The sequence below is a fragment of the Pedobacter humicola genome (assembly GCF_056490705.1).
Map to the genome: position 1 here is coordinate 530,019 of NZ_JBWJIG010000002.1, position 17,840 is coordinate 547,858.

General features: G+C 38.8%; 17 protein-coding genes and 1 tRNA gene. 6 read left to right on the plus strand and 12 right to left on the minus strand.

The window, feature by feature from the left end; translation table 11 throughout:
- Positions 1 to 37: 37 nt before the first annotated feature.
- The 6 genes from AC04Q1_RS05740 to AC04Q1_RS05765 all read right to left on the minus strand — a co-directional run bounded on the left by AC04Q1_RS05740 (position 38) and on the right by AC04Q1_RS05765 (position 8,694).
- Positions 38 to 1,579, minus strand: a complete 1,542-nt coding sequence (locus tag AC04Q1_RS05740) for a glycosyltransferase family protein (protein WP_478362680.1) — start codon at positions 1,577 to 1,579, stop codon at positions 38 to 40.
- A 19-nt stretch (positions 1,580 to 1,598) separates the two neighbouring features.
- Positions 1,599 to 3,626 (minus strand): hypothetical protein, encoded by a 2,028-nt coding sequence (locus AC04Q1_RS05745; protein ID WP_478362682.1) that lies wholly within the window; start codon positions 3,624 to 3,626, stop codon positions 1,599 to 1,601.
- On the minus strand, positions 3,613 to 5,196 hold the full coding sequence (locus AC04Q1_RS05750; RefSeq protein WP_478362684.1) for an NAD(P)/FAD-dependent oxidoreductase: 1,584 nt from the start codon (positions 5,194 to 5,196) through the stop codon (positions 3,613 to 3,615). The genes AC04Q1_RS05745 and AC04Q1_RS05750 overlap by 14 nt, the downstream gene beginning before the upstream one ends.
- A 346-nt stretch (positions 5,197 to 5,542) precedes the next feature.
- Positions 5,543 to 5,935 (minus strand): hypothetical protein, encoded by a 393-nt coding sequence (locus AC04Q1_RS05755; protein WP_478362686.1) that lies wholly within the window; start codon positions 5,933 to 5,935, stop codon positions 5,543 to 5,545.
- Between the two features lie 6 nt (positions 5,936 to 5,941).
- Positions 5,942 to 7,507 carry a hypothetical protein gene (locus tag AC04Q1_RS05760; protein WP_478362688.1) on the minus strand — a complete coding sequence of 522 codons (1,566 nt, stop codon included), beginning with the start codon at positions 7,505 to 7,507 and terminating at the stop codon, positions 5,942 to 5,944.
- Between the two features lie 230 nt (positions 7,508 to 7,737).
- Positions 7,738 to 8,694, minus strand: a complete 957-nt coding sequence (locus AC04Q1_RS05765; RefSeq protein WP_478362690.1) for a hypothetical protein — start codon at positions 8,692 to 8,694, stop codon at positions 7,738 to 7,740.
- Between the two features lie 804 nt (positions 8,695 to 9,498).
- Between AC04Q1_RS05765 and AC04Q1_RS05770 the strand changes: the two genes are divergently transcribed.
- A complete protein-coding gene (locus AC04Q1_RS05770; RefSeq protein ID WP_478362692.1) occupies positions 9,499 to 11,043 on the plus strand; it encodes a hypothetical protein in 1,545 nt (514 codons plus the stop codon).
- 1 nt (position 11,044) lies between these two features.
- Positions 11,045 to 11,596: a hypothetical protein gene (locus tag AC04Q1_RS05775; RefSeq protein WP_478362694.1), complete on the plus strand. Its 552-nt coding sequence runs from the start codon at positions 11,045 to 11,047 to the stop codon at positions 11,594 to 11,596.
- 351 nt (positions 11,597 to 11,947) lie between these two features.
- On the opposite strand, the gene AC04Q1_RS05780 is transcribed toward AC04Q1_RS05775, so the two are convergent.
- From AC04Q1_RS05780 to AC04Q1_RS05800, 5 genes are all read right to left on the minus strand, one after another.
- The gene (locus AC04Q1_RS05780; protein WP_478362696.1) at positions 11,948 to 12,085 is read right to left on the minus strand and encodes a hypothetical protein; all 138 of its coding nucleotides are present in this window, start codon (positions 12,083 to 12,085) and stop codon (positions 11,948 to 11,950) included.
- 206 nt (positions 12,086 to 12,291) lie between these two features.
- Positions 12,292 to 12,365, minus strand: a tRNA-Ala gene (locus AC04Q1_RS05785).
- Between the two features lie 137 nt (positions 12,366 to 12,502).
- Positions 12,503 to 12,709, minus strand: coding sequence for a hypothetical protein (locus tag AC04Q1_RS05790; protein WP_478362698.1), 207 nt, complete (start codon positions 12,707 to 12,709; stop codon positions 12,503 to 12,505).
- 58 nt (positions 12,710 to 12,767) lie between these two features.
- On the minus strand, positions 12,768 to 13,415 hold the full coding sequence (locus tag AC04Q1_RS05795; protein ID WP_478362700.1) for a CatA-like O-acetyltransferase: 648 nt from the start codon (positions 13,413 to 13,415) through the stop codon (positions 12,768 to 12,770).
- Positions 13,412 to 14,107, minus strand: a complete 696-nt coding sequence (locus AC04Q1_RS05800; protein ID WP_478362702.1) for an HAD family hydrolase — start codon at positions 14,105 to 14,107, stop codon at positions 13,412 to 13,414. Before AC04Q1_RS05800 ends, AC04Q1_RS05795 begins: the two co-directional genes overlap by 4 nt.
- Positions 14,108 to 14,185: 78 nt before the next feature.
- Between AC04Q1_RS05800 and AC04Q1_RS05805 the strand changes: the two genes are divergently transcribed.
- The 4 genes from AC04Q1_RS05805 to AC04Q1_RS05820 all read left to right on the plus strand — a co-directional run bounded on the left by AC04Q1_RS05805 (position 14,186) and on the right by AC04Q1_RS05820 (position 16,941).
- A complete protein-coding gene (locus tag AC04Q1_RS05805; RefSeq protein WP_478362703.1) occupies positions 14,186 to 14,830 on the plus strand; it encodes a Crp/Fnr family transcriptional regulator in 645 nt (214 codons plus the stop codon).
- A gap of 213 nt (positions 14,831 to 15,043) precedes the next feature.
- Positions 15,044 to 15,703, plus strand: coding sequence for a hypothetical protein (locus tag AC04Q1_RS05810; protein ID WP_478362705.1), 660 nt, complete (start codon positions 15,044 to 15,046; stop codon positions 15,701 to 15,703).
- A 45-nt stretch (positions 15,704 to 15,748) separates the two neighbouring features.
- On the plus strand, positions 15,749 to 16,258 hold the full coding sequence (locus tag AC04Q1_RS05815; protein WP_478362707.1) for a flavodoxin family protein: 510 nt from the start codon (positions 15,749 to 15,751) through the stop codon (positions 16,256 to 16,258).
- Positions 16,259 to 16,314: 56 nt separating this feature from the next.
- A complete protein-coding gene (locus AC04Q1_RS05820; protein WP_478362709.1) occupies positions 16,315 to 16,941 on the plus strand; it encodes a carbonic anhydrase in 627 nt (208 codons plus the stop codon).
- 131 nt (positions 16,942 to 17,072) lie between these two features.
- On the opposite strand, the gene AC04Q1_RS05825 is transcribed toward AC04Q1_RS05820, so the two are convergent.
- The gene (locus AC04Q1_RS05825) at positions 17,073 to 17,837 is read right to left on the minus strand and encodes an SDR family NAD(P)-dependent oxidoreductase (RefSeq protein ID WP_478362711.1); all 765 of its coding nucleotides are present in this window, start codon (positions 17,835 to 17,837) and stop codon (positions 17,073 to 17,075) included.
- Positions 17,838 to 17,840 lie beyond the last annotated feature (3 nt).

Consider the following 17,840-nt stretch of genomic DNA (forward strand, 5'->3'; position numbering starts at 1 on the left):
GACATTTTTCTGTTGCGGCAGACAGAACATTTGCACATCATTTTTTTTCGCGTTTTTCCTTCTCATCCGGCTGTTTAAGTTCATATAAGAACAATACATTATCATTCAGCTTTGGATCATAAAACATGTTTATTGTTTGGACAAAGCCACTTATATTTTTAAAAACCAATACATAATTCTGCTCTCTTAACATTTCAACCGTTTTAGGCCCGGTAATTTCATCTTTTGAAATTAAAAGCAGGTTTTTATAGCCTTTCTTATTTCTAAGAAACGCTGGCTGCCATATTGTAGCAATTTCAGAAATCTCAACCCTTGGGTGCTCATAAAATCTATCCTTGGGGAACGCCCAGTCTGAATAGGGATTAAGTCCCTCCACACAGTTTAAAATTATATTTTTATTTTTGTATTCCCGGTATATAAATTGGGTGACAGCAATCTTACCATTACCGGCACCCCGTGTTGCAATACTTATAATTCCCATGGCATTACTTACTATCAATATAATCATAACTATACGCCATACTATTTTTTTGAAGCATCCCGTATAATCCCCCAGTTGTTGGAAAGATAACATCAAGACGATGGGTACAAGATTGGCCAATGGGAACAAAAACCTAAGTTCTTTATGAGGGATGATTGCATGAACCACTAAAAATGGTATAATTACCCAAAGTATCGGTTCCCGGGATTTCCGAAAAATAAGTATCGTCAATGCCGCGAAAAGAAAGATACCTAAAGGACCTGGGGAGAAAATAATATAAAAAATGATCTCATACCATGGTGAGATTCCGTATTGAGAGGCAACATCCTGGATCAGGTTCACATGAAAATAATTGTAAAGTGTAAAACAGAATTCCCCATATAACCAGTAATCAATCATAAAGCCTACCGATAGAACAGCTAAAATCACCAGCGCTGTCCTCAAGAGCAAAACAACATCCCGTCCCCGCATAAAAAAAATCCATAAGAACAATCCAAAAACCAAGATTGCGGATTGATACCGGAAAAGAATGGATACACCAGATACTAACCCTAAAAGGTAAGGTAGTTTTGTTGTTTTTACCTGCATGTCCCTCTGGACAACAGCCAAACTAAGCAGGAAGAATAAGCCGGACCAGCTTTCAGATGAGAACCTTACATTGATATATGGCAGAAACCATAGAAGATAAGATGTCAGAACAAAAATATTCCTGTTTTTGGGCTCAACAGCATGTATATAAGCTTTGATAAAAATTCTTATAATCAAAACATATCCAACTGCAGTAAGTACACGTAGAAAAAAAGCGAAACCATAGGGGTCATTGCATCCGAACCATGAAGCCAGTTTCATTAATATCCAGCAGATCATGGGCTGAAGTCCGGGTCTTATCTTCGCGTTAAATTCCCATGCAAGATCAGAAACTGGGGTTCTACCCATTTTATGATTGGCAAATTCAATGATCTGAAAATGTTCATCAGCATTATTATAACCCGAACTGTTATAAGCTACAAACAAATATATTAACGATATTACTATAAGAAACCAAGCAGAGTTTTCAAGGTGGACCTTATTGGAGGAAAAAGGAGGAATGGCAGCCATACTAAAGCAACTGTGGATATTAAAGTGTCAATATATTTATGACCTGGAACAAGCCACTTGAAACTACAAAGGCGAGGATAATTCCACACGAACAAAAGAACAGCACCTTTGATTTCGATAATGAAAATAACATTGAGGTACCAATCAACAACGCAAAAGGCAGAACAGCCGGAAAAATGTACCGAAAGTCATTGGAGCACGAAAAAGGATAGTATATCCGGAACAGGATCATTGAGCCTATCATTGTCCCAATCGCCGTTATAATGGGAAGATAGTCACTCATTCGTTTAAAAGCAGAAACCAACCCCCCTATGGAATAGGTCAGGAGTACAAGAAATAAAAAACTGATTGTTTTCGCTAGTAATATCAGCGCATGGAAGCTATAGGGAAATTCACTAAAAAGACTTGTTTTGAAGAGAAAAAACCAAAAATTTTGCCTGCCCTTCGAATCATCAAGAGCATTGGTAAATGGAATCTCCAGGAATTCGACGGGATTGAAAGTTAGAAAATTTGAAAACGATGTCTCCACATGCATTTCGCTCCCAATGGAATTTGCATTATCTACAAGGATGCGCGCATTGGGGTCATGACCCAGTTTTTCAATTTTATGATGAAATGAAAAAAACAGCGTAATTGCCAAACATACTGTAAAGAGAGCTAACCTGAAAAGATAATGTTCTCTTTGTTTTTCAAATTTTAATCTTCCGAGTAAGCAGATACCGATTATCCCAAAAAGGATAAATCCATTGGATTTTGTCCAAACATCCAGGGCAGCAAATAAAAGCGCAAAAGTCAGGTATCTACCTGTAGGATTGAACCACCATTTAACCAAGAAATAGAACGACATGGAAAATAGCAGATCAAAAAGGATATCGTTCCCGATCCTTACCGAAAACATAGGGTTGGAACTCCATAAGAGAAAGACTCCGACAGTGGCCAGATAGCAAAACTTTATTTTTTTTCCCACTTGGGCATTATTCTTTACCAACTGTTGTCTGAAAATCAAATCAATAGTTTTTAATGAGAAAAAGCAGTATACCATAAAAATGCACATGGAGAAGCTCTGGATAATTTTCAGAAACTCTTCGTAATTGAAGCGGCCGTTAATATCGAGTGCATTATAAAAAAATGCAGCACTCCGATAATAAAGCGAAGGATGATAAAATACCCACCCACCTGACGCCAATGGTGCACGGCCTCTTTCGATAAGATACTGGATATACTGGATGTGGCCCTCAACGTCGTAGGAAAACTGGTCATAAAAAAGGCGATAAAGGTATTTCAAGCAGATTAGAAAGGTCATGATGAACAGGACCGCTGTCATTTTTCCAAACAGAAAATTTCTCTGCACGGAAATCGTAATCGGCACAGCGACAATTAAAACCACCTGAATGACCAGAATCCACCTTAACAGGCCCTGATCTTTAATATACCCTCCCAAGAATATGCTCGCCGACAACGCCAAAACCTGGACAAGAAAAATATAGATTGTCAGTCTTTCTTTCACATAAAATGTATGAAAACTACTTGAAAATAATTCCCATACATATCTGTATCTTATAAATAATAAGGAAAAAGCAGTGATGGACAACAAAAAGTACCCTTCATAAAAAGTTGTATCAATAACATTCAGCCCGTAAAGCCCTTGATTGTTCCTCACCTTCAAGGTGATCCTGTTTATACGAGTGGTCGTAAAGCTGCTAATATCGAGATAACCCCCATTCCGGTTATCACATGCATCATTATTGAAGAGTGGTGACGGCAAATTTTTGCCATTTATTAGAATTTCTTCGATGCAATCATCGGGAATAAGGTGCAGCGTGCCATTAAAAAGATGCGTTTTAAGGAATTTCAGTTCGTAAATATAAATCCCCGGTTCCCCCGCATGGAATGAACTGAACGGTACTTCACCGCTTTCACTTTTACCAAAGGGCCCTGTGATTTTGACCGTTGAAATTTCGGCTCTGTTAGCGTTAATGATTAAAAACGACAGAATGCTGAACAGCGCCAATAAAATATAGAAATATTTCTTTTTAATTAGCAGCATACTCACCTGAAATATTTTTTGTTACCGTTTCATGATATTCCTTTTCAGTATTGATGTTCCAGATGATTGATCTGTCCTGATTTTTGGAAAGTATATGGTCAACAGATACCATCGCAGTCAGCATTGAATGGTCCTGATTATTATATTTATGCATTCCATTCCTTCCGATCATAAACATGTTTTCGAATGAATTAGTGAAATCAATCAGAGTATCTATTTCCTGGTATGTGCCAAAGTATGCGGGATAGGCTTTTGGCACCCTTATGATTGTGCTATCCAGCACATCCTTATCGCATATAATATCGATCTTAACAAGCTCAGCAATCGCAAAACGGACAAATTCTTCATCATCCATATTCCATAATACGTCGCCTTCATTACAAAAATACTCTAGCCCGAGCCATATATTGTTACCGTTAGCAACCATATGCGGGCTCCAGTTGTTGAAAATCTGTAGTCTCCCTATCATGACGTCTTTTTCCTGAATATATATCCAATTATCGGAAATTTTCTCCTTTTTAACACCTCCATTTGTAGAATGGTTTATTTTAAGCTCCTTCACTAGAAGTCCAACAGTGATAAAATCCCGGTAGGGCAGGCCATTTGCGATCCTTTTAATGTTCTCCGGAACTACATTTCCCATTGATTTTATTAGTTCCTTAACGGGCATTGTTGAAAAAAGATAGTTTGCCCTGTATTTATTTATTTCCCGGCCTGGACCTGTCATTACCGAAACTTCCACAAGGTCTTTTTTTAGCCACTCTATTTTGACGACATCACTGTCTTTTATAATACTCCCCCCTTTTTGGGTTACTTTCTCGGCAACCTCTTCCCAGAGCTGTCCCGGTCCGAATTTGGGATATAGGAATTTATCGATCAGGCTGGTTTCAATTCCTTTCTGTGAAATTGAAGTTTTCCCCCTTATTATTAGCCTGATTGCATGAAATACAGCTTTTGAAATCGAAAGCCCTTTAATACGCTGTGCGCCCCATTCGGGCTCGATCTGCGTACAGGGAATCCCCCATACTTTCTCCGTATAGTCTTTAAAGAATGTTTCGTACAATTCCTTCCCAAACCTGTTGATAAAAAAATCCTCGAGATTTCTCTCATGCTTTATCGGTGAAAGCCGTATCCTTAGATAAGCAAAGCTAATCTTGATAATCCTAATTATACCAAGATTCTTGAAGGTATTAAAATTCAGGCTCACAGGATAATCAAAAAAACGGCGTAGGTAGAATATCCTTGATAATCTGTTTCGGACTAGCATGATTTTATCAGGATCCGATTTTTTATTAATTACAAGACCGTCTTCACTTTGGCCGTTTCCATCTTCTACGGGAAGAAAAGACTGCCACCAATCCATAACCCTCTTGGATTTTGAAAAAAAGCGGTGACCTCCTATATCAAGCCTATTTCCCTTGTAACTAACCGTACGGGATATCCCACCAATCTCCCATGATTTTTCCAGTATCAGCGGCGAAATATCTGTCCTCTCCAAAAGTTCATAAGCAGCGGTAAGGCCACCAGGTCCGGCTCCTATTATTATTGCGGTCTCATTGTATTCTTTCATTATTTCTACAAATAGTAATGGCTCAGGTAATACCCAAATAAATATTCTTTTCTCAAAATAGCTTGTTTAAATAAGCATAGGGTAATATTAAGCCTTTGCAGGAACATCGAAATAATCAGGATATTATTGTCATTGCACACCGCTGCTCTGCAAACGAGTCTATTGCCTTGATAGTCGGTTAGACAAGAGCAGACTGATAACTCTAGATTATCGATTATTTACGTTATCAGGAGCAATTATAACGGTGTTAACAAGTAAGTATTGACAGCGTAGCCCGTTAGTTGATGTTTTGCAAAAACAAAAAACTATCTGATATTAGAAGGACACAATTTGTGCCCTTCATAAATTAACTTACATATTTATGGTTTTCATCTAATTTTCTAAGCTTTTTTGCGGCCCTTAAAGTAATTACCCAGACAATCAGAAATGGAAGCAGCAGGATTAAAAATTCCATCCGTAGCAGTAAAAAGCCAATTAGAAAGAACAGGGGGAAATAAAACAGCATTTTACTGAAATACACCCGCTTGAGAAAAAATGGCAGTAATATTATACCCAGATGGGATAAAAGGACAATAGTCCACGAAATAATTTCCCTTATACTTACCGCATATGACCTTAATAACATCGGGAAATCTATAAACTCGTACTGAAACACGAAGCTCCAGTTATGGTTTATAGGTATCCCAACGAATAGGCTCAGGAAAATCATGGCAAAAAGCAATATTAAAATCTTTCTCATACAATATCAATTACATTTTCCTTTTCCCGAAATCCCATAAGCAGTTGTCTTAACAGCGCCTGCCCTACCTCTTAAATCTTGTCCAAAATCGCCGGGCGTATTCCTGAAGACCCCAGAATAGGAACTGTAAGTACTAAAGTTTGCTCCTCCAGCATTCATCCAGCTGATTGCCGCGTCGGTACAGTTATACTCTGATCCATAAAGGTTTGTCAGTTCATATCTTTTATTTGTAAAATCACTTTGAACCTTATCCAGGGCTGCCTGAAACTGGGTGGCCGTAACATTCATCGTGTATTTAACATCATATACGTGGCCGCTATTGTCTTTGATAGCTCCAGGAGAGCTTACACCATTTCCCTTTGGATAAAAACCCAGAGTTTGCCTAACATTGGTCCCGTCAACATTATTTTTCTCAAATGTTACAAAACTGTGGCCAACATCAAAGTTTTCACCGCTAACCTTTTGAAAGGTGATACCGGTTGGGACGCCATACGGATTATTCGTCACTACGCCACCAGTAGGTGCAACAACTCTGTACCAGTCGGTCTGGTTTGCATATGGTTGATCGGCATAAATCGTAAGGGTATACCCTTGAGCAGCTTTCCCATCAGTAAAACACATTATATAATCCTGGATATCTTCTATAGCCGCATTTCCATCCGCTAACAGCGTTGCGAAATCAAGCCCGCTGAATGGAGAACTAGCACCGCCACCATAATCCGGATTTCCTGCAGAGGTGCCGCTTCCCGACCCGCTTCCACTTCCGTTGCCGCTGCCGCCTCCTTGCCCACTGCCCTGCCCTGTAGATACCCCGGCAAGGCAGGTATGGCTGATATAAGTATATGTAACGTGAGTCAAGCAGCCGTCCACGGTTGTTTCTTCCATATATGCCTGAATTAGGCAGTCAGGCGCCAGATTGGGCGGCATGTTGATATATTCCCTGACTGCGGGGGCACATGACCCGGAACTTGCCGTTGCAGATCTTAATTGTGCGTTTGCCTTAGCTGATGTCATCGCTTTAGCCGAAAAGTTCTCTATCTTGACACGTGAAGCCTGCTTCTTACCGTTGAGAAAATGCACACTGGAGATAAACCTGTAATTTATATCATATCTGATAATACCACCATTAAAGCCCTCCAGCCTCTGGCCATCATAATTTTTCAATAATTGGTCAATATGGTCCGAAACATTATAGTTCCTTCCAATAAATTCTATGATATTCCCATCATCGACACTGGATGAAGATGAGTTAAAAACGAAGAACCTGCGGATGGTAAATTCTTTGTTTCCAACATATCTCTCAGGGGCAGGAACGATTAATAACTCCTTTCCGGAAGAAGACCTCAATGAATAAGCATCTGACCATTGCGGTCTTAACAGTCCAGAATTACCTGAGGCTATAAATAGGCGGTTTTCAAGATGCTGTAATCTCCAGATCTTAGCGGATTCTATCTGCTGGGATGGGACATTTTCCCGGTCATGTAAGTAATTATCAATATTTTTTCTGCATGCAAACAGAAACAGACAGGCACCAAAAAGTGCCGTAAGAATGATGAGAGCGTTTTTTTTCATAATTTGGTTAGACTGTTAAATCATTTATGAATCTAAGTTATCAAAAAAAACACAAACGCAAATTTTAGTTGTTATTAATTTCCAAGAAAAAAAAGGATTATATATAGAATAACCACCTAATAGTCAGCATCTATAACTTCTCAATGGTTTGAACTATCCCTAACTGCGTTGTCAAGCATGATCAATTCGATCAAAAATTAGACTACATCAAATCAGTACATCTTTCAGCTCTATTTTCCCATTAGCTGAAGTTCACGGTAATCGGCTCTATTTCTAATTGTTGATTTAAGTTTTTTCTTTAATGTGGAAACATTCCTCCAAACGGATAAATGACTGCCGGAATAGGTTGTCAGGTATCCGAGATATAATATCCATAAACAGACTAAAATCTTACGGGTTTTTACTCTCTTATAAAGGACAACCAACGAGCACGATACCAGATAACAAACGCCAATAGAAGCTATATAAACGTATCTGTCCGCAACAACGGCAAATCTAGCAAGCGAAAATAGGTTGCTTACCAAAGCGATATGGATAAAGAAAAATCCCAGACCGAAAATTATCCATTTCTTCTTAAATGAACGCCAAAAGCAATAAATCAAAATGGGAAATGCAATGGTTTGGAACCACACCCAGTTTGGCACATCATCTGTCACCTGAAACGGAAACGGATATAAGTAAGAAATATTTATAGGGAGAATACATTTGGTAAAGTATTCGCTTACCGTGTAAAAAAACAAAGGTACGCGCTGATATATCGTATAAAATACCTGGATGTCATCAACTTTCTGAGAATCAATGGTCGTCAACCCAAAGATAATAGACAATAAGAAAAAAGGGATTTTCTCCAGCCAAACTGAAGATGACAAGAATTTTCTTCCGTAAATATAATCAAGAAGTAGCATAGTAAGCGGAAATATCACGGCTTGTTCCTTTGCCCCAAATGATACCACAAAAAAGACCAACGTATGGTAAAAAAATTTTTGTTTGCCAGACAAGATATAGCACCTATAAGACCTCATTGCCAAAAGGTAGAACAGCGCATATAGTAATACCTTAGAGGCGGCGACCCATGCAACGGGCTCAAGGTTGACAGGCATGATGGCAAACATTACCGCAGTTAGTAATCCAACTAATACCCCACTCTTTTCTTCAAAATTTGTGGTATCCTGTGCGACATTCTTCACTAAAAAGAAAACTATAGCTGAATTTATGCAATGAAGCAGCACACTTACCAGATGATAATAACCGGCATTGAATTTAAATATGGAGTATAAAAAAGTATAATAGAACTGGTTGACCGGAGCGTATTGTCCATAGTAATAATCTGTCAGAATACTCCAGATGTTATCTAAGGTAAAACCATTCTCAGTGTAATGGTTTGTAACAAACCACTGGTCGTCCCACCCGATCAAAAACTCGAACCCAAAAGTCCTGTAAAACAACCCTAGAATAATTGAAACAATGATTATAACGCAGAAGACTTCTTTTTTCTCAAAAAAGATCTGTCTTAGTTTTGAACTATACAAAATTAATGACCCGCTGTGAAAGGATAAACTGTAAAGTTAGTAAGGAAGAGGTTTTTCGCATAGAGTTGAGATTCAGCATTTTTTTAGACAGGAAATATAATAATTTAATCCCCAACTAAACAAATATCCCAAATAAAGTATCGATTTTCACATACCAAAGGCTTCTGAAACCTCTGGAAAAATATAATATAACAACATGCCAAAAAACAGCTAATTATATAAATTGCAGAAGCTTTATGGACAACTTATTATAATAGCATCCCCAACCATCCGTTGCCTGCAAAAAAGATATTACCTTAAAAGTTAGCCTAACAGGGCTTTACATTGACATTTCTATATGAATCTTAACACATTTAAGTATCAAAAACCAGCACATGATTTTCCTGAAACATGAAATTTGGATTTTAGATTAACTATTCTTACCTTGCTTAGACTACATGTAAATTACATTTCTAACCAACTATGAATAAAAACGCCCTCTTCATTCTCACGGCACTTTTTGGTGCCTGTCTGTTTCTGTTTGCATGCAGAAAAAATATTGATAATTACTTACATGACCGGGAAAATGTCCCATCCCAGCAGATAGAATCCGCTAAGATCTGGAGATTACAGCATCTTGAAAACCGCCTATTTATAGCCTCAGGTAATTCTGGACTGTTAAAACCGCAATGGTCAGATGCTTATTCATTGAGGTCTTCTTCCGGAAAGGAGTTATTAATCGTTCCTGCCCCTGAGAGATATGTTGGAAACAAAGAATTTACCATCCGCAGGTTCTTCGTTTTTAACTCATCTTCATCCAGTGTCGATGATGGGAATATCATAGAATTTATCGGAAGGACCTATAATGTTTCGGACCATATTGACCAATTGTTGAAAAATTATGATGGACAGAGGCTGGAGGGCTTTAATGGTGGTATTATCAGATATGATATAAATTACAGGTTTATCTCCAGTGTGCATTTTCTCAACGGTAAGAAGCAGGCTTCACGTGTCAAGATAGAGAATTTTTCGGCTAAAGCGATGACATCAGCTAAGGCAAACGCACAATTAAGATCTGCAACGGCAAGTTCCGGATCATGCGCCCCCCCGGTCAAAGAATATTTCAACATGCCGCCCAATCTGGCGCCTGACTGCCTAATTCAGGCATATATGGAAGAAACATCTGTAGATGGGTGCGTGACACACGTGACATATACCTATATCAGCCATACCTGCCCTGCCGGGGTATCGACGGGGCAGGGCAGTGGACAGGGCAGCGGCAGCGGTAATGGAAGCGGATCGGGAAGCGGAACCGCTGAAGGGAATCCCGATTATGGGGGACCAGGAGGAATAAGTGAGTTATCAAAAATACTTGGAACAACCTGTTTAAACGGCACTCAACTGGCAAGCTTATCCACTACTGTTGACAGTTATTTGTCTGTGGAAATAAACAGCGAATGGGCCTGCCTGCACAAGAAACAATTTAACCTCTTGGTAACCAATAATGTAAAAATCGCATTCTGTACAGATGCAAACTCTTCCGTAATGCAAAAATATAACCCATCCAATAAAAGTATAATCTTTAAGGATGATTTAGCTATTACATTAACCAATACTTTTGAACATGAATTCTTTCATGCCTTTCAGGATCAGATGATCCCGGGCGGCACAACACAGTATGCACCACACGGACCGAACTCATCAAACATTACGTATCCTGATGGTTTTATAAATACTGAGTTTGAGACTGCGCTATTCCAAGATATAATTAGAGACAGAAGCAGTCAAGATGCTCTGCAAAACAGTAATGTGCCTACAGCCATTAAGCAGGAATACGTAGATTGGTTGAATACCATAACAGCTAACAATACTAAATATCCCAAAACGTTCAACGATCTGGATGGTAAATACTTTTACTTTATGGGAAAATTCCAACAGTATTCTGGATATGCCGGTATGGGAAACATCAAATTAGATATGAACCCGACTACGTTATTAAATTTATTCTCAACCACCAACTGTAAATAAGATGAAAAATATTATAACCACATTTTCAATAATCATCCTTTTATTCTCCGCTTGCGTAGCACAAGAACCAGTTGCAAAGATCTCAAGTAATAAAGTGAGTTTAGGGACAGAAACCTACAACATCTCGAAAAGCGCAGGGCGTTACACTGAAATTAAGAATTCAGCCAATAAATTTGGAAGTGTAAAACAATCTGCACCAAATCTGCCATCCGATTTTAAAGTAAGCTATAATATGACCTTCGACAAGAAGCTTGTTTACAAAATATGCGCAGATGCGATTTCTTCGGGTAAACTAAAAGAAATGCCACAGGGGATGAATGACAGGTTAACAATTTACATGAAGGTCGATGGAAAAGGTATCCCCCTCGAAATGGATTTTGTTGTTCAAAACACTTCCCTTATTTCAGCAAAAGAGCTGCAACAGATTGAAAAAAACATAAAAAAACAAGTCAGGATAACATTCTTGAACGGTATTGACCGTTATTTTAAAGGGGCAAATTATTTCGACATAAACATTCCAGTCCCATATAGTGATATGTTAAAAGCCCAATAAATACGGCCGGTAAATACTCTTGAAAAAAGAGGCAACTATAAACATTTTTTTTAGCCAAACATTGTGAGCCTATGCAAAGGGGGACTGTCTACTTAAATATGAGCCGATAAATTTTGATGGACAGAAAACATATATATAAATATCCGGTTCAAAAATAAAAATCCCGCACCACGCTATATTCATACGGGTAAAATTAAATTAATATTTACAAGCGATTGTATTGGAAATTTTAGTAAAATGCTTATAATTGCGAGGTAAGGGGTGAGAGCCTTACATCCGGCGAAAGCCAGAGAGCATTAATTTAGATAAGGGGGGTAATCATGAACTTGATTGTCCCCTTTTTGCAACCGATCAATATCTGACCTTGCCCGGATCATACCAGCTCTGGAGGGCTTCTTCTTTAGCCCAGGTGCTACCTTTAGGAACAGATTCAATCTTTTTTCCTTTAAATAATCTTGGAATGGTATAGGGCAAGTCCGGAATTTTCATAGAACTCAAAGTTCTATTTCGTGGTGGAATTTTATCGGAGATTGGATTTTTTAAACCATCAAATAACTTATCTGTAGTTATTTGATGGTTTTTTGTGGAGAATGCAATATTATTTGACCTCTCTTTTTTCTGGGGCTGAGTTTTGGCTGAGTAGACGCCATTTAACTCGTTAAAACACTGACTATCAGTAGTATTACGGGTACCCGTGGAGAATATCGGATTCGAACCGATCACCTCTTCACTGCCAGCGAAGCGCTCTAGCCAAATGAGCTAATCCCCCAGATTTTGAATGTTCAATAATCAACTTTAGAATAAGCAGACCAATTATTGAAACAAGCTTTCCGGCTTGTGCAGCAAAAATAGCAAATACTTTCTCGAATGCAAATGATAATTGATCTTTTTAATAAAAATTGCTCTTTAATCTTTAAATTTAAAAGCAAACATCGCCATTAAACAGATAACGGTAAAAGCCGATTGCATGGGATAACTGATGAACAGGAACAGTACAAAAGTGGCAACAAGCAACAGTACAAAAAACATAAAAGCCTTAAACACAGTATCCATATAACACATGGCCATAATGGCTAAAATATAGAACGGAATAATAACGGCAGTGATAAACATCGCCGAAATTAAATTCCTAATATTAACCGAATATTAAATATCCTTTAGCTTTAATTATTTAAAGTGCTAAGCTAAATAATTCTTTTTTGTTCAATAAATCCTGATAGACATCTACAAACTGAGCCACATGGTATCCATCCATTAATGCATGGTTTACATGGATAGAAACCGGCATTATTTTTCTTCCGTCCTCGGTCCTTACCTTTCCAAAGGATATTTTCGGGCAGCTATCCTGATAAGAATAATTACGGGCATGGGATAAGGAAGTGAAATTTAACCAGGGCAGTGCCGAATAATGGATTACGTTTTGTCCGGAGGAAGAAGGGATTAAACCGGTAGTGGCCTGTACCTTTTCGATCTCTTTGTTGGCTTCCGTTCTAAAATCTTCGAAATCTTCGTAGAAATCCATGTAACCAAATCCAAATGTACCGTTTGGCCGATTAATGGTGGCCGCAGCGTTTACGGTATCGTATTTCCAAACTTCTCCATTGATAATCCGGTAACCAAAGGGCTCAATCTGGTTTGCGGCAAGCAGTGATTTGTGAAGATAAAGCAGAAAGAACGAAACATTATGTTCTTTTGTCTCTTCATAGGTAGCAGTACAGTCTACATCTACGGTTACGCCAAAAAAAGGTTCTTCAAAAGCGCTAAAAAATTTAAAATGATCTTTTCTGATCCAGGTGTTGATATCTATTTTTTCTTTCATTCAATTAATTTTGGTAAAACTTCGGAGAGGCTTTCCATCTGATAAAAATTGGGGTGTTCGATGGTATGATCAATGCTCTCATGCACCCAGGTGGTATGATAAGGGATATGGACGGCATGTCCGCCAATATTCAGCACTGGTAATACATCCGATTTTAAGGAATTGCCCAGCATTAAAAATTCTTCAGGCTTACAATCCAGGTGTTTAATCAGTTTCTGATAATCCTTTTCCTGTTTATCACTCATGATTTCGATATGGTGAAAATAATGGTCGAGACCCGATTTGGTCAGCTTACGCTGCTGATCGAGCAGATCGCCTTTGGTGGCCACCACCAATCTGTATTTTCCGTGAAGGGCTTTTAATACTGCTTCCACCCCATCAAGCAGTTCGACCGGTTTATTGAGCATTTCTTGCCCTAACTCAATTGCCTTACTCACCATCAGGGGGTCTATTTTCCCCGAAGTGATCCGTACTGCAGTTTCGATCATGCTCAGCATAAATCCTTTAATCCCATAACCATAAAGCGGTAAATTGGCAATCTCAGTTTGATAAAGTTCGGCCAGGATGCTGTGACGGGGCATAAAATCTTCTAAAAGACCGGCAAACTGCTCCTCTGTTTCGCGGAAATAAGGTTCATTTACCCAAAGGGTGTCATCGGCATCAAAAGCAATTACGGTAATTTGATTTTTCATGGTTATGCTTACTTTAGTGCCACAAAAGTAACCTAACAGGCAGTGTTAAAAAAGGACATTTGTCTCGACTACATCAATATGCTACGGACCAACCTTACCTTCCTATCTTTTATTGAACGTTTTTGTTCAGAAAATGCAACAGAAAAAATCACGCTTAAAAGCTTCAAAGCCGGGTATAGATTTATCGAACAGGGCGAAAAAATCAACAATATTTACATCATTAAAGACGGGATAAGCAAATGTTTTATTTCTGAGGAGAACGGTAAAGATTTTATTATCGAGTTTTTGGGCAAGGGCGAAGTGGTTGGGGAAATCGAGGCAATTAAAAAGATCAACTGTTTATGTAACGTTGCCGCAATAAGCGAGGTTACCGCTTATGTGATCCCTGATCATCTTTTTCTTTCTTTAATCAGCAAGAATAGTGAATTTACGACAATATTACTCCAGGAATTATCTACAAGAATTATACAAACGAGTACACGTGCGTCTTTTCAACAGTTGTATACGCTGGAATATGCACTTTTAAAATTACTCAAACTACAGGCCGATGAGCACATTTCAATCTCAAAAGAAGATATGGCGGCCTACCTGGGTATTTCTGTAAGAAGCTTTAACAGAAGTTTAAAGCAAGTTGTAGATAAGGGAGGTTTTGACACGCCCGAATTTAAAAACATCTTACAGCTGGCAAACATGAAAAAGCTACTGGAAAAATTAAGGCAGTGATGTAGTGCAGTATATAAGCAAGCTTTTAAAGATAAAATCATAAACAGCATATTATCCGGCAAATATCGGGTTGATTTAAAAAGAAAAAAGAAGGTTGCACTTACTGTTAAACACAAGGACAATGATTTGCTTTTTGATCCACACAGCAAATTCGGATCAATTGTAAACAATCCAAAATGAATAGAATATATTCGATAATTAATTGCTCTATAAATGGATACATTTGAAGAAACCGGCGGTGTACGGATAGGTGGCTTTAAAGCAACCTGGCCTTTTGCTACTTTAAAAGTAAGCGAATTTAAACTCGAACTCAACGCATCGATAAAAGGTAATTTTGTTTTTAAACGCTCGGATATCATTTCCATGATACCACACACTTCCATATTAGGTAGTTCAATCCAGATTGTCCACCGGGTTGAGAAATACAATAAAGAAATCCTTTTTACCTTTCTAGGAAATGCAGAAGAGCGGATGAAAGAAATTGAACAGACCGGTTTCCTTAATCATATCGCCCCTAGCCCAAGTTATATTGACTTAGAGATCGATCAGCTTCAGCAACAAAGCGGTTTTCCCATTAAAATTCCGGTTGCCGTTGGCATCGTTGTCATCTGGAATTTACTGTTCCTATCCGACTTTTTCAATGTATTTCACACCAGAAAGGGAACCGAAATATTCGGGATTGGCGTGGGGATGGCACTGGCCTTAGTATTTATAATATGCATATTATTGCTCACATCAGATGCAGTGAGGCAGCTGGTATTAAAGAATGGCAATAATATCGGCAATATAAGACCCTTTTTATATTTTTTAGCCTTTATTACGCTCGTGATGTTTTGTGCGGGTTTTTTACCCCAATATCTGGCTAACCATTAAACATTTAGGTAGCAAGACGTGTTAGATTAAACAAATAACACAAATATGTCCGATATCTTAATTATCAATGGAAGTGCCAGATTGAATGGAAATACCCAAAAGTATATCGCCCAACTTACTCAGGAAATAGCTTTTGATCAGATCAATTTACTCGAGCATTATTTCCTTCCTTATAACTACGAAAACCAATACCCTGCCGAAGATCGTTTTGAAACCTTTGCCAAAGAAATCCTTTACCACAAACACCTTATTTTTGCAACACCCGTATACTGGTATGCCATGAGCGGAAGAATGAAAAACCTTTTCGACCGCTTAACAGATTGGGTAACCTTAAATAAGGAGGTTGGCCGAAACCTGAAAGGCAAAACCTTACATTTAATTGCGGTTGGTACCGATGCCGATTTGCCTGACGGGTTTACCACGCCCTTTTTTATGACGGCAAATTATATGGAGATGGATTACAAAGGTCATGTGTATTTCAATTCGGACGCAAAAATTACTGATGAAGAACTTGCCGAAATCAGAGATTCTTTTTTTAGTTTTATATCCGCATAAACACTATATAGCACAGGTTGCAATTTTATATCCCTAATTCTATTTAAAGTAAAAGCATGAATGTAGCAGAAGTTTTTAAGAACAATGAAAAATGGATCGCCGATAAACTGGCCATCAATCCTGATTATTTCACTGAATTATCTAAAGGGCAGAACCCGGAATTTTTATACATCGGCTGTTCTGATAGCCGTGTTACAGCCGAAGATTTAATGGGCATACAGCCTGGTCAGGCTTTTGTACACCGCAATGTGGCCAATCTGGTAAACAATGTAGATTTAAACGTAATGACGGTTTTAAATTATGCCGTACGCCATTTAAAGGTAAACCATATTGTGGTTTGCGGCCATTACAACTGTGGGGGCGTTAAAGCAGCCATGCAACCAGCGGATCTAGGTATCTTAAATCCCTGGTTAAGAAATATACGGGATGTATACCGCATCCATAAAGATGAGCTAAACGCCATCGAAGATGAAGGTCTTCGTTATAACAGATTGGTAGAGCTGAACGTTCAGGAGCAGTGTGTAAACCTGTTAAAAACCGCAGCCGTTCAGGAAGCCGTTACCTCACGCGGACTAACCGTACATGGCTGGGTATTCGATATCCATACCGGTCGCTTAATTGACCTTAAGATCGATTTCGAAAAGATTTTGAAGGATATTAAGGAGATTTATAATCTTTATTAAACGTTTGGGATTTGGCGGGGAGCGTTTGGAGTCCTAAGCGCATAAAAAGCCAGTATAGTTTTTACAAGCTGGGCGTTTGGAGTTTTGAGTACATACGACTCACCACTCCAAACTCCCAACTCATAACTAACCTAACGCCCCATCCAACCGCCATCAACGGTTAAGATGGTTCCGTGAACATAGTCGCTGGCCGCTGAGGCCAAAAACAATGTCGGTCCTTTAAAATCTTCTGGTGTTCCCCATCTTCCGGCTGGAATACGGGATAATATAGATGTGCTTCTATCCTGATCTTCGCGTAAGGCAGAAGTATTATCTGTTGCAATATAACCTGGTGCAATGGCATTTACATTTACGCCTTTTGATGCCCATTCGTTTGCAAAAGCTTTGGTCAAAGATGCAATTGCGCCCTTACTCGCTGCATAACCCGGAACGGTAATGCCACCCTGGAACGACAATAAGGATGCAGTGAAAATCACTTTTCCACTACCCCTGGCAATCATTTCACGGCCAATTTCGCGGGTTAAAATAAATGGTGCAGTTTGGTTTACCGCAATTACTTCATCCCAATATTCATCCGGATGCTCGGCAATGGGTTTACGTAAAATGGTTCCGGCATTATTCACCAAAATATCGATAACCGGATGATCGGCTTTTACCTGGGCGGCAAATGCCAGGGTATTTTCGCGTTTACCGAAATCGCACTGGTAGGCATAAAATTTTCTGCCTAGTGCTACAATTTCTTTTTCTACAGCGCTACCTTCCAGCTCCAGGCTGGCAGAAACACCGATAACATCGGCACCTGCTTCAGCAAGCACTAAAGCCATGGCTTTTCCAATGCCTCTTTTGCAACCGGTAACTAACGCAGTTTTACCTGCTAAATTAAATATGTTCGACATGTT

Bases quoted from the DNA above. Each gene is read 5' to 3' on its own strand.
- AC04Q1_RS05740 (WP_478362680.1), bottom strand. From the start codon at position 1,579: ATGGCTGCCATTCCTCCTTTTTCCTCCAATAAGGTCCACCTTGAAAAC.
- AC04Q1_RS05795 (WP_478362700.1), bottom strand. From the start codon at position 13,415: ATGAAAGAAAAAATAGATATCAACACCTGGATCAGAAAAGATCATTTT.
- AC04Q1_RS05805 (WP_478362703.1), top strand. From the start codon at position 14,186: ATGCTACGGACCAACCTTACCTTCCTATCTTTTATTGAACGTTTTTGT.
- AC04Q1_RS05800 (WP_478362702.1), bottom strand. From the start codon at position 14,107: ATGAAAAATCAAATTACCGTAATTGCTTTTGATGCCGATGACACCCTT.
- AC04Q1_RS05825 (WP_478362711.1), bottom strand. From the start codon at position 17,837: ATGTCGAACATATTTAATTTAGCAGGTAAAACTGCGTTAGTTACCGGT.
- AC04Q1_RS05755 (WP_478362686.1), bottom strand. From the start codon at position 5,935: ATGAGAAAGATTTTAATATTGCTTTTTGCCATGATTTTCCTGAGCCTA.
- AC04Q1_RS05775 (WP_478362694.1), top strand. From the start codon at position 11,045: ATGAAAAATATTATAACCACATTTTCAATAATCATCCTTTTATTCTCC.
- AC04Q1_RS05770 (WP_478362692.1), top strand. From the start codon at position 9,499: ATGAATAAAAACGCCCTCTTCATTCTCACGGCACTTTTTGGTGCCTGT.
- AC04Q1_RS05815 (WP_478362707.1), top strand. From the start codon at position 15,749: ATGTCCGATATCTTAATTATCAATGGAAGTGCCAGATTGAATGGAAAT.
- AC04Q1_RS05750 (WP_478362684.1), bottom strand. From the start codon at position 5,196: ATGAAAGAATACAATGAGACCGCAATAATAATAGGAGCCGGACCTGGT.
- AC04Q1_RS05820 (WP_478362709.1), top strand. From the start codon at position 16,315: ATGAATGTAGCAGAAGTTTTTAAGAACAATGAAAAATGGATCGCCGAT.
- AC04Q1_RS05790 (WP_478362698.1), bottom strand. From the start codon at position 12,709: ATGTTTATCACTGCCGTTATTATTCCGTTCTATATTTTAGCCATTATG.
- AC04Q1_RS05760 (WP_478362688.1), bottom strand. From the start codon at position 7,507: ATGAAAAAAAACGCTCTCATCATTCTTACGGCACTTTTTGGTGCCTGT.
- AC04Q1_RS05810 (WP_478362705.1), top strand. From the start codon at position 15,044: ATGGATACATTTGAAGAAACCGGCGGTGTACGGATAGGTGGCTTTAAA.
- AC04Q1_RS05745 (WP_478362682.1), bottom strand. From the start codon at position 3,626: ATGCTGCTAATTAAAAAGAAATATTTCTATATTTTATTGGCGCTGTTC.
- AC04Q1_RS05780 (WP_478362696.1), bottom strand. From the start codon at position 12,085: ATGAAAATTCCGGACTTGCCCTATACCATTCCAAGATTATTTAAAGGA.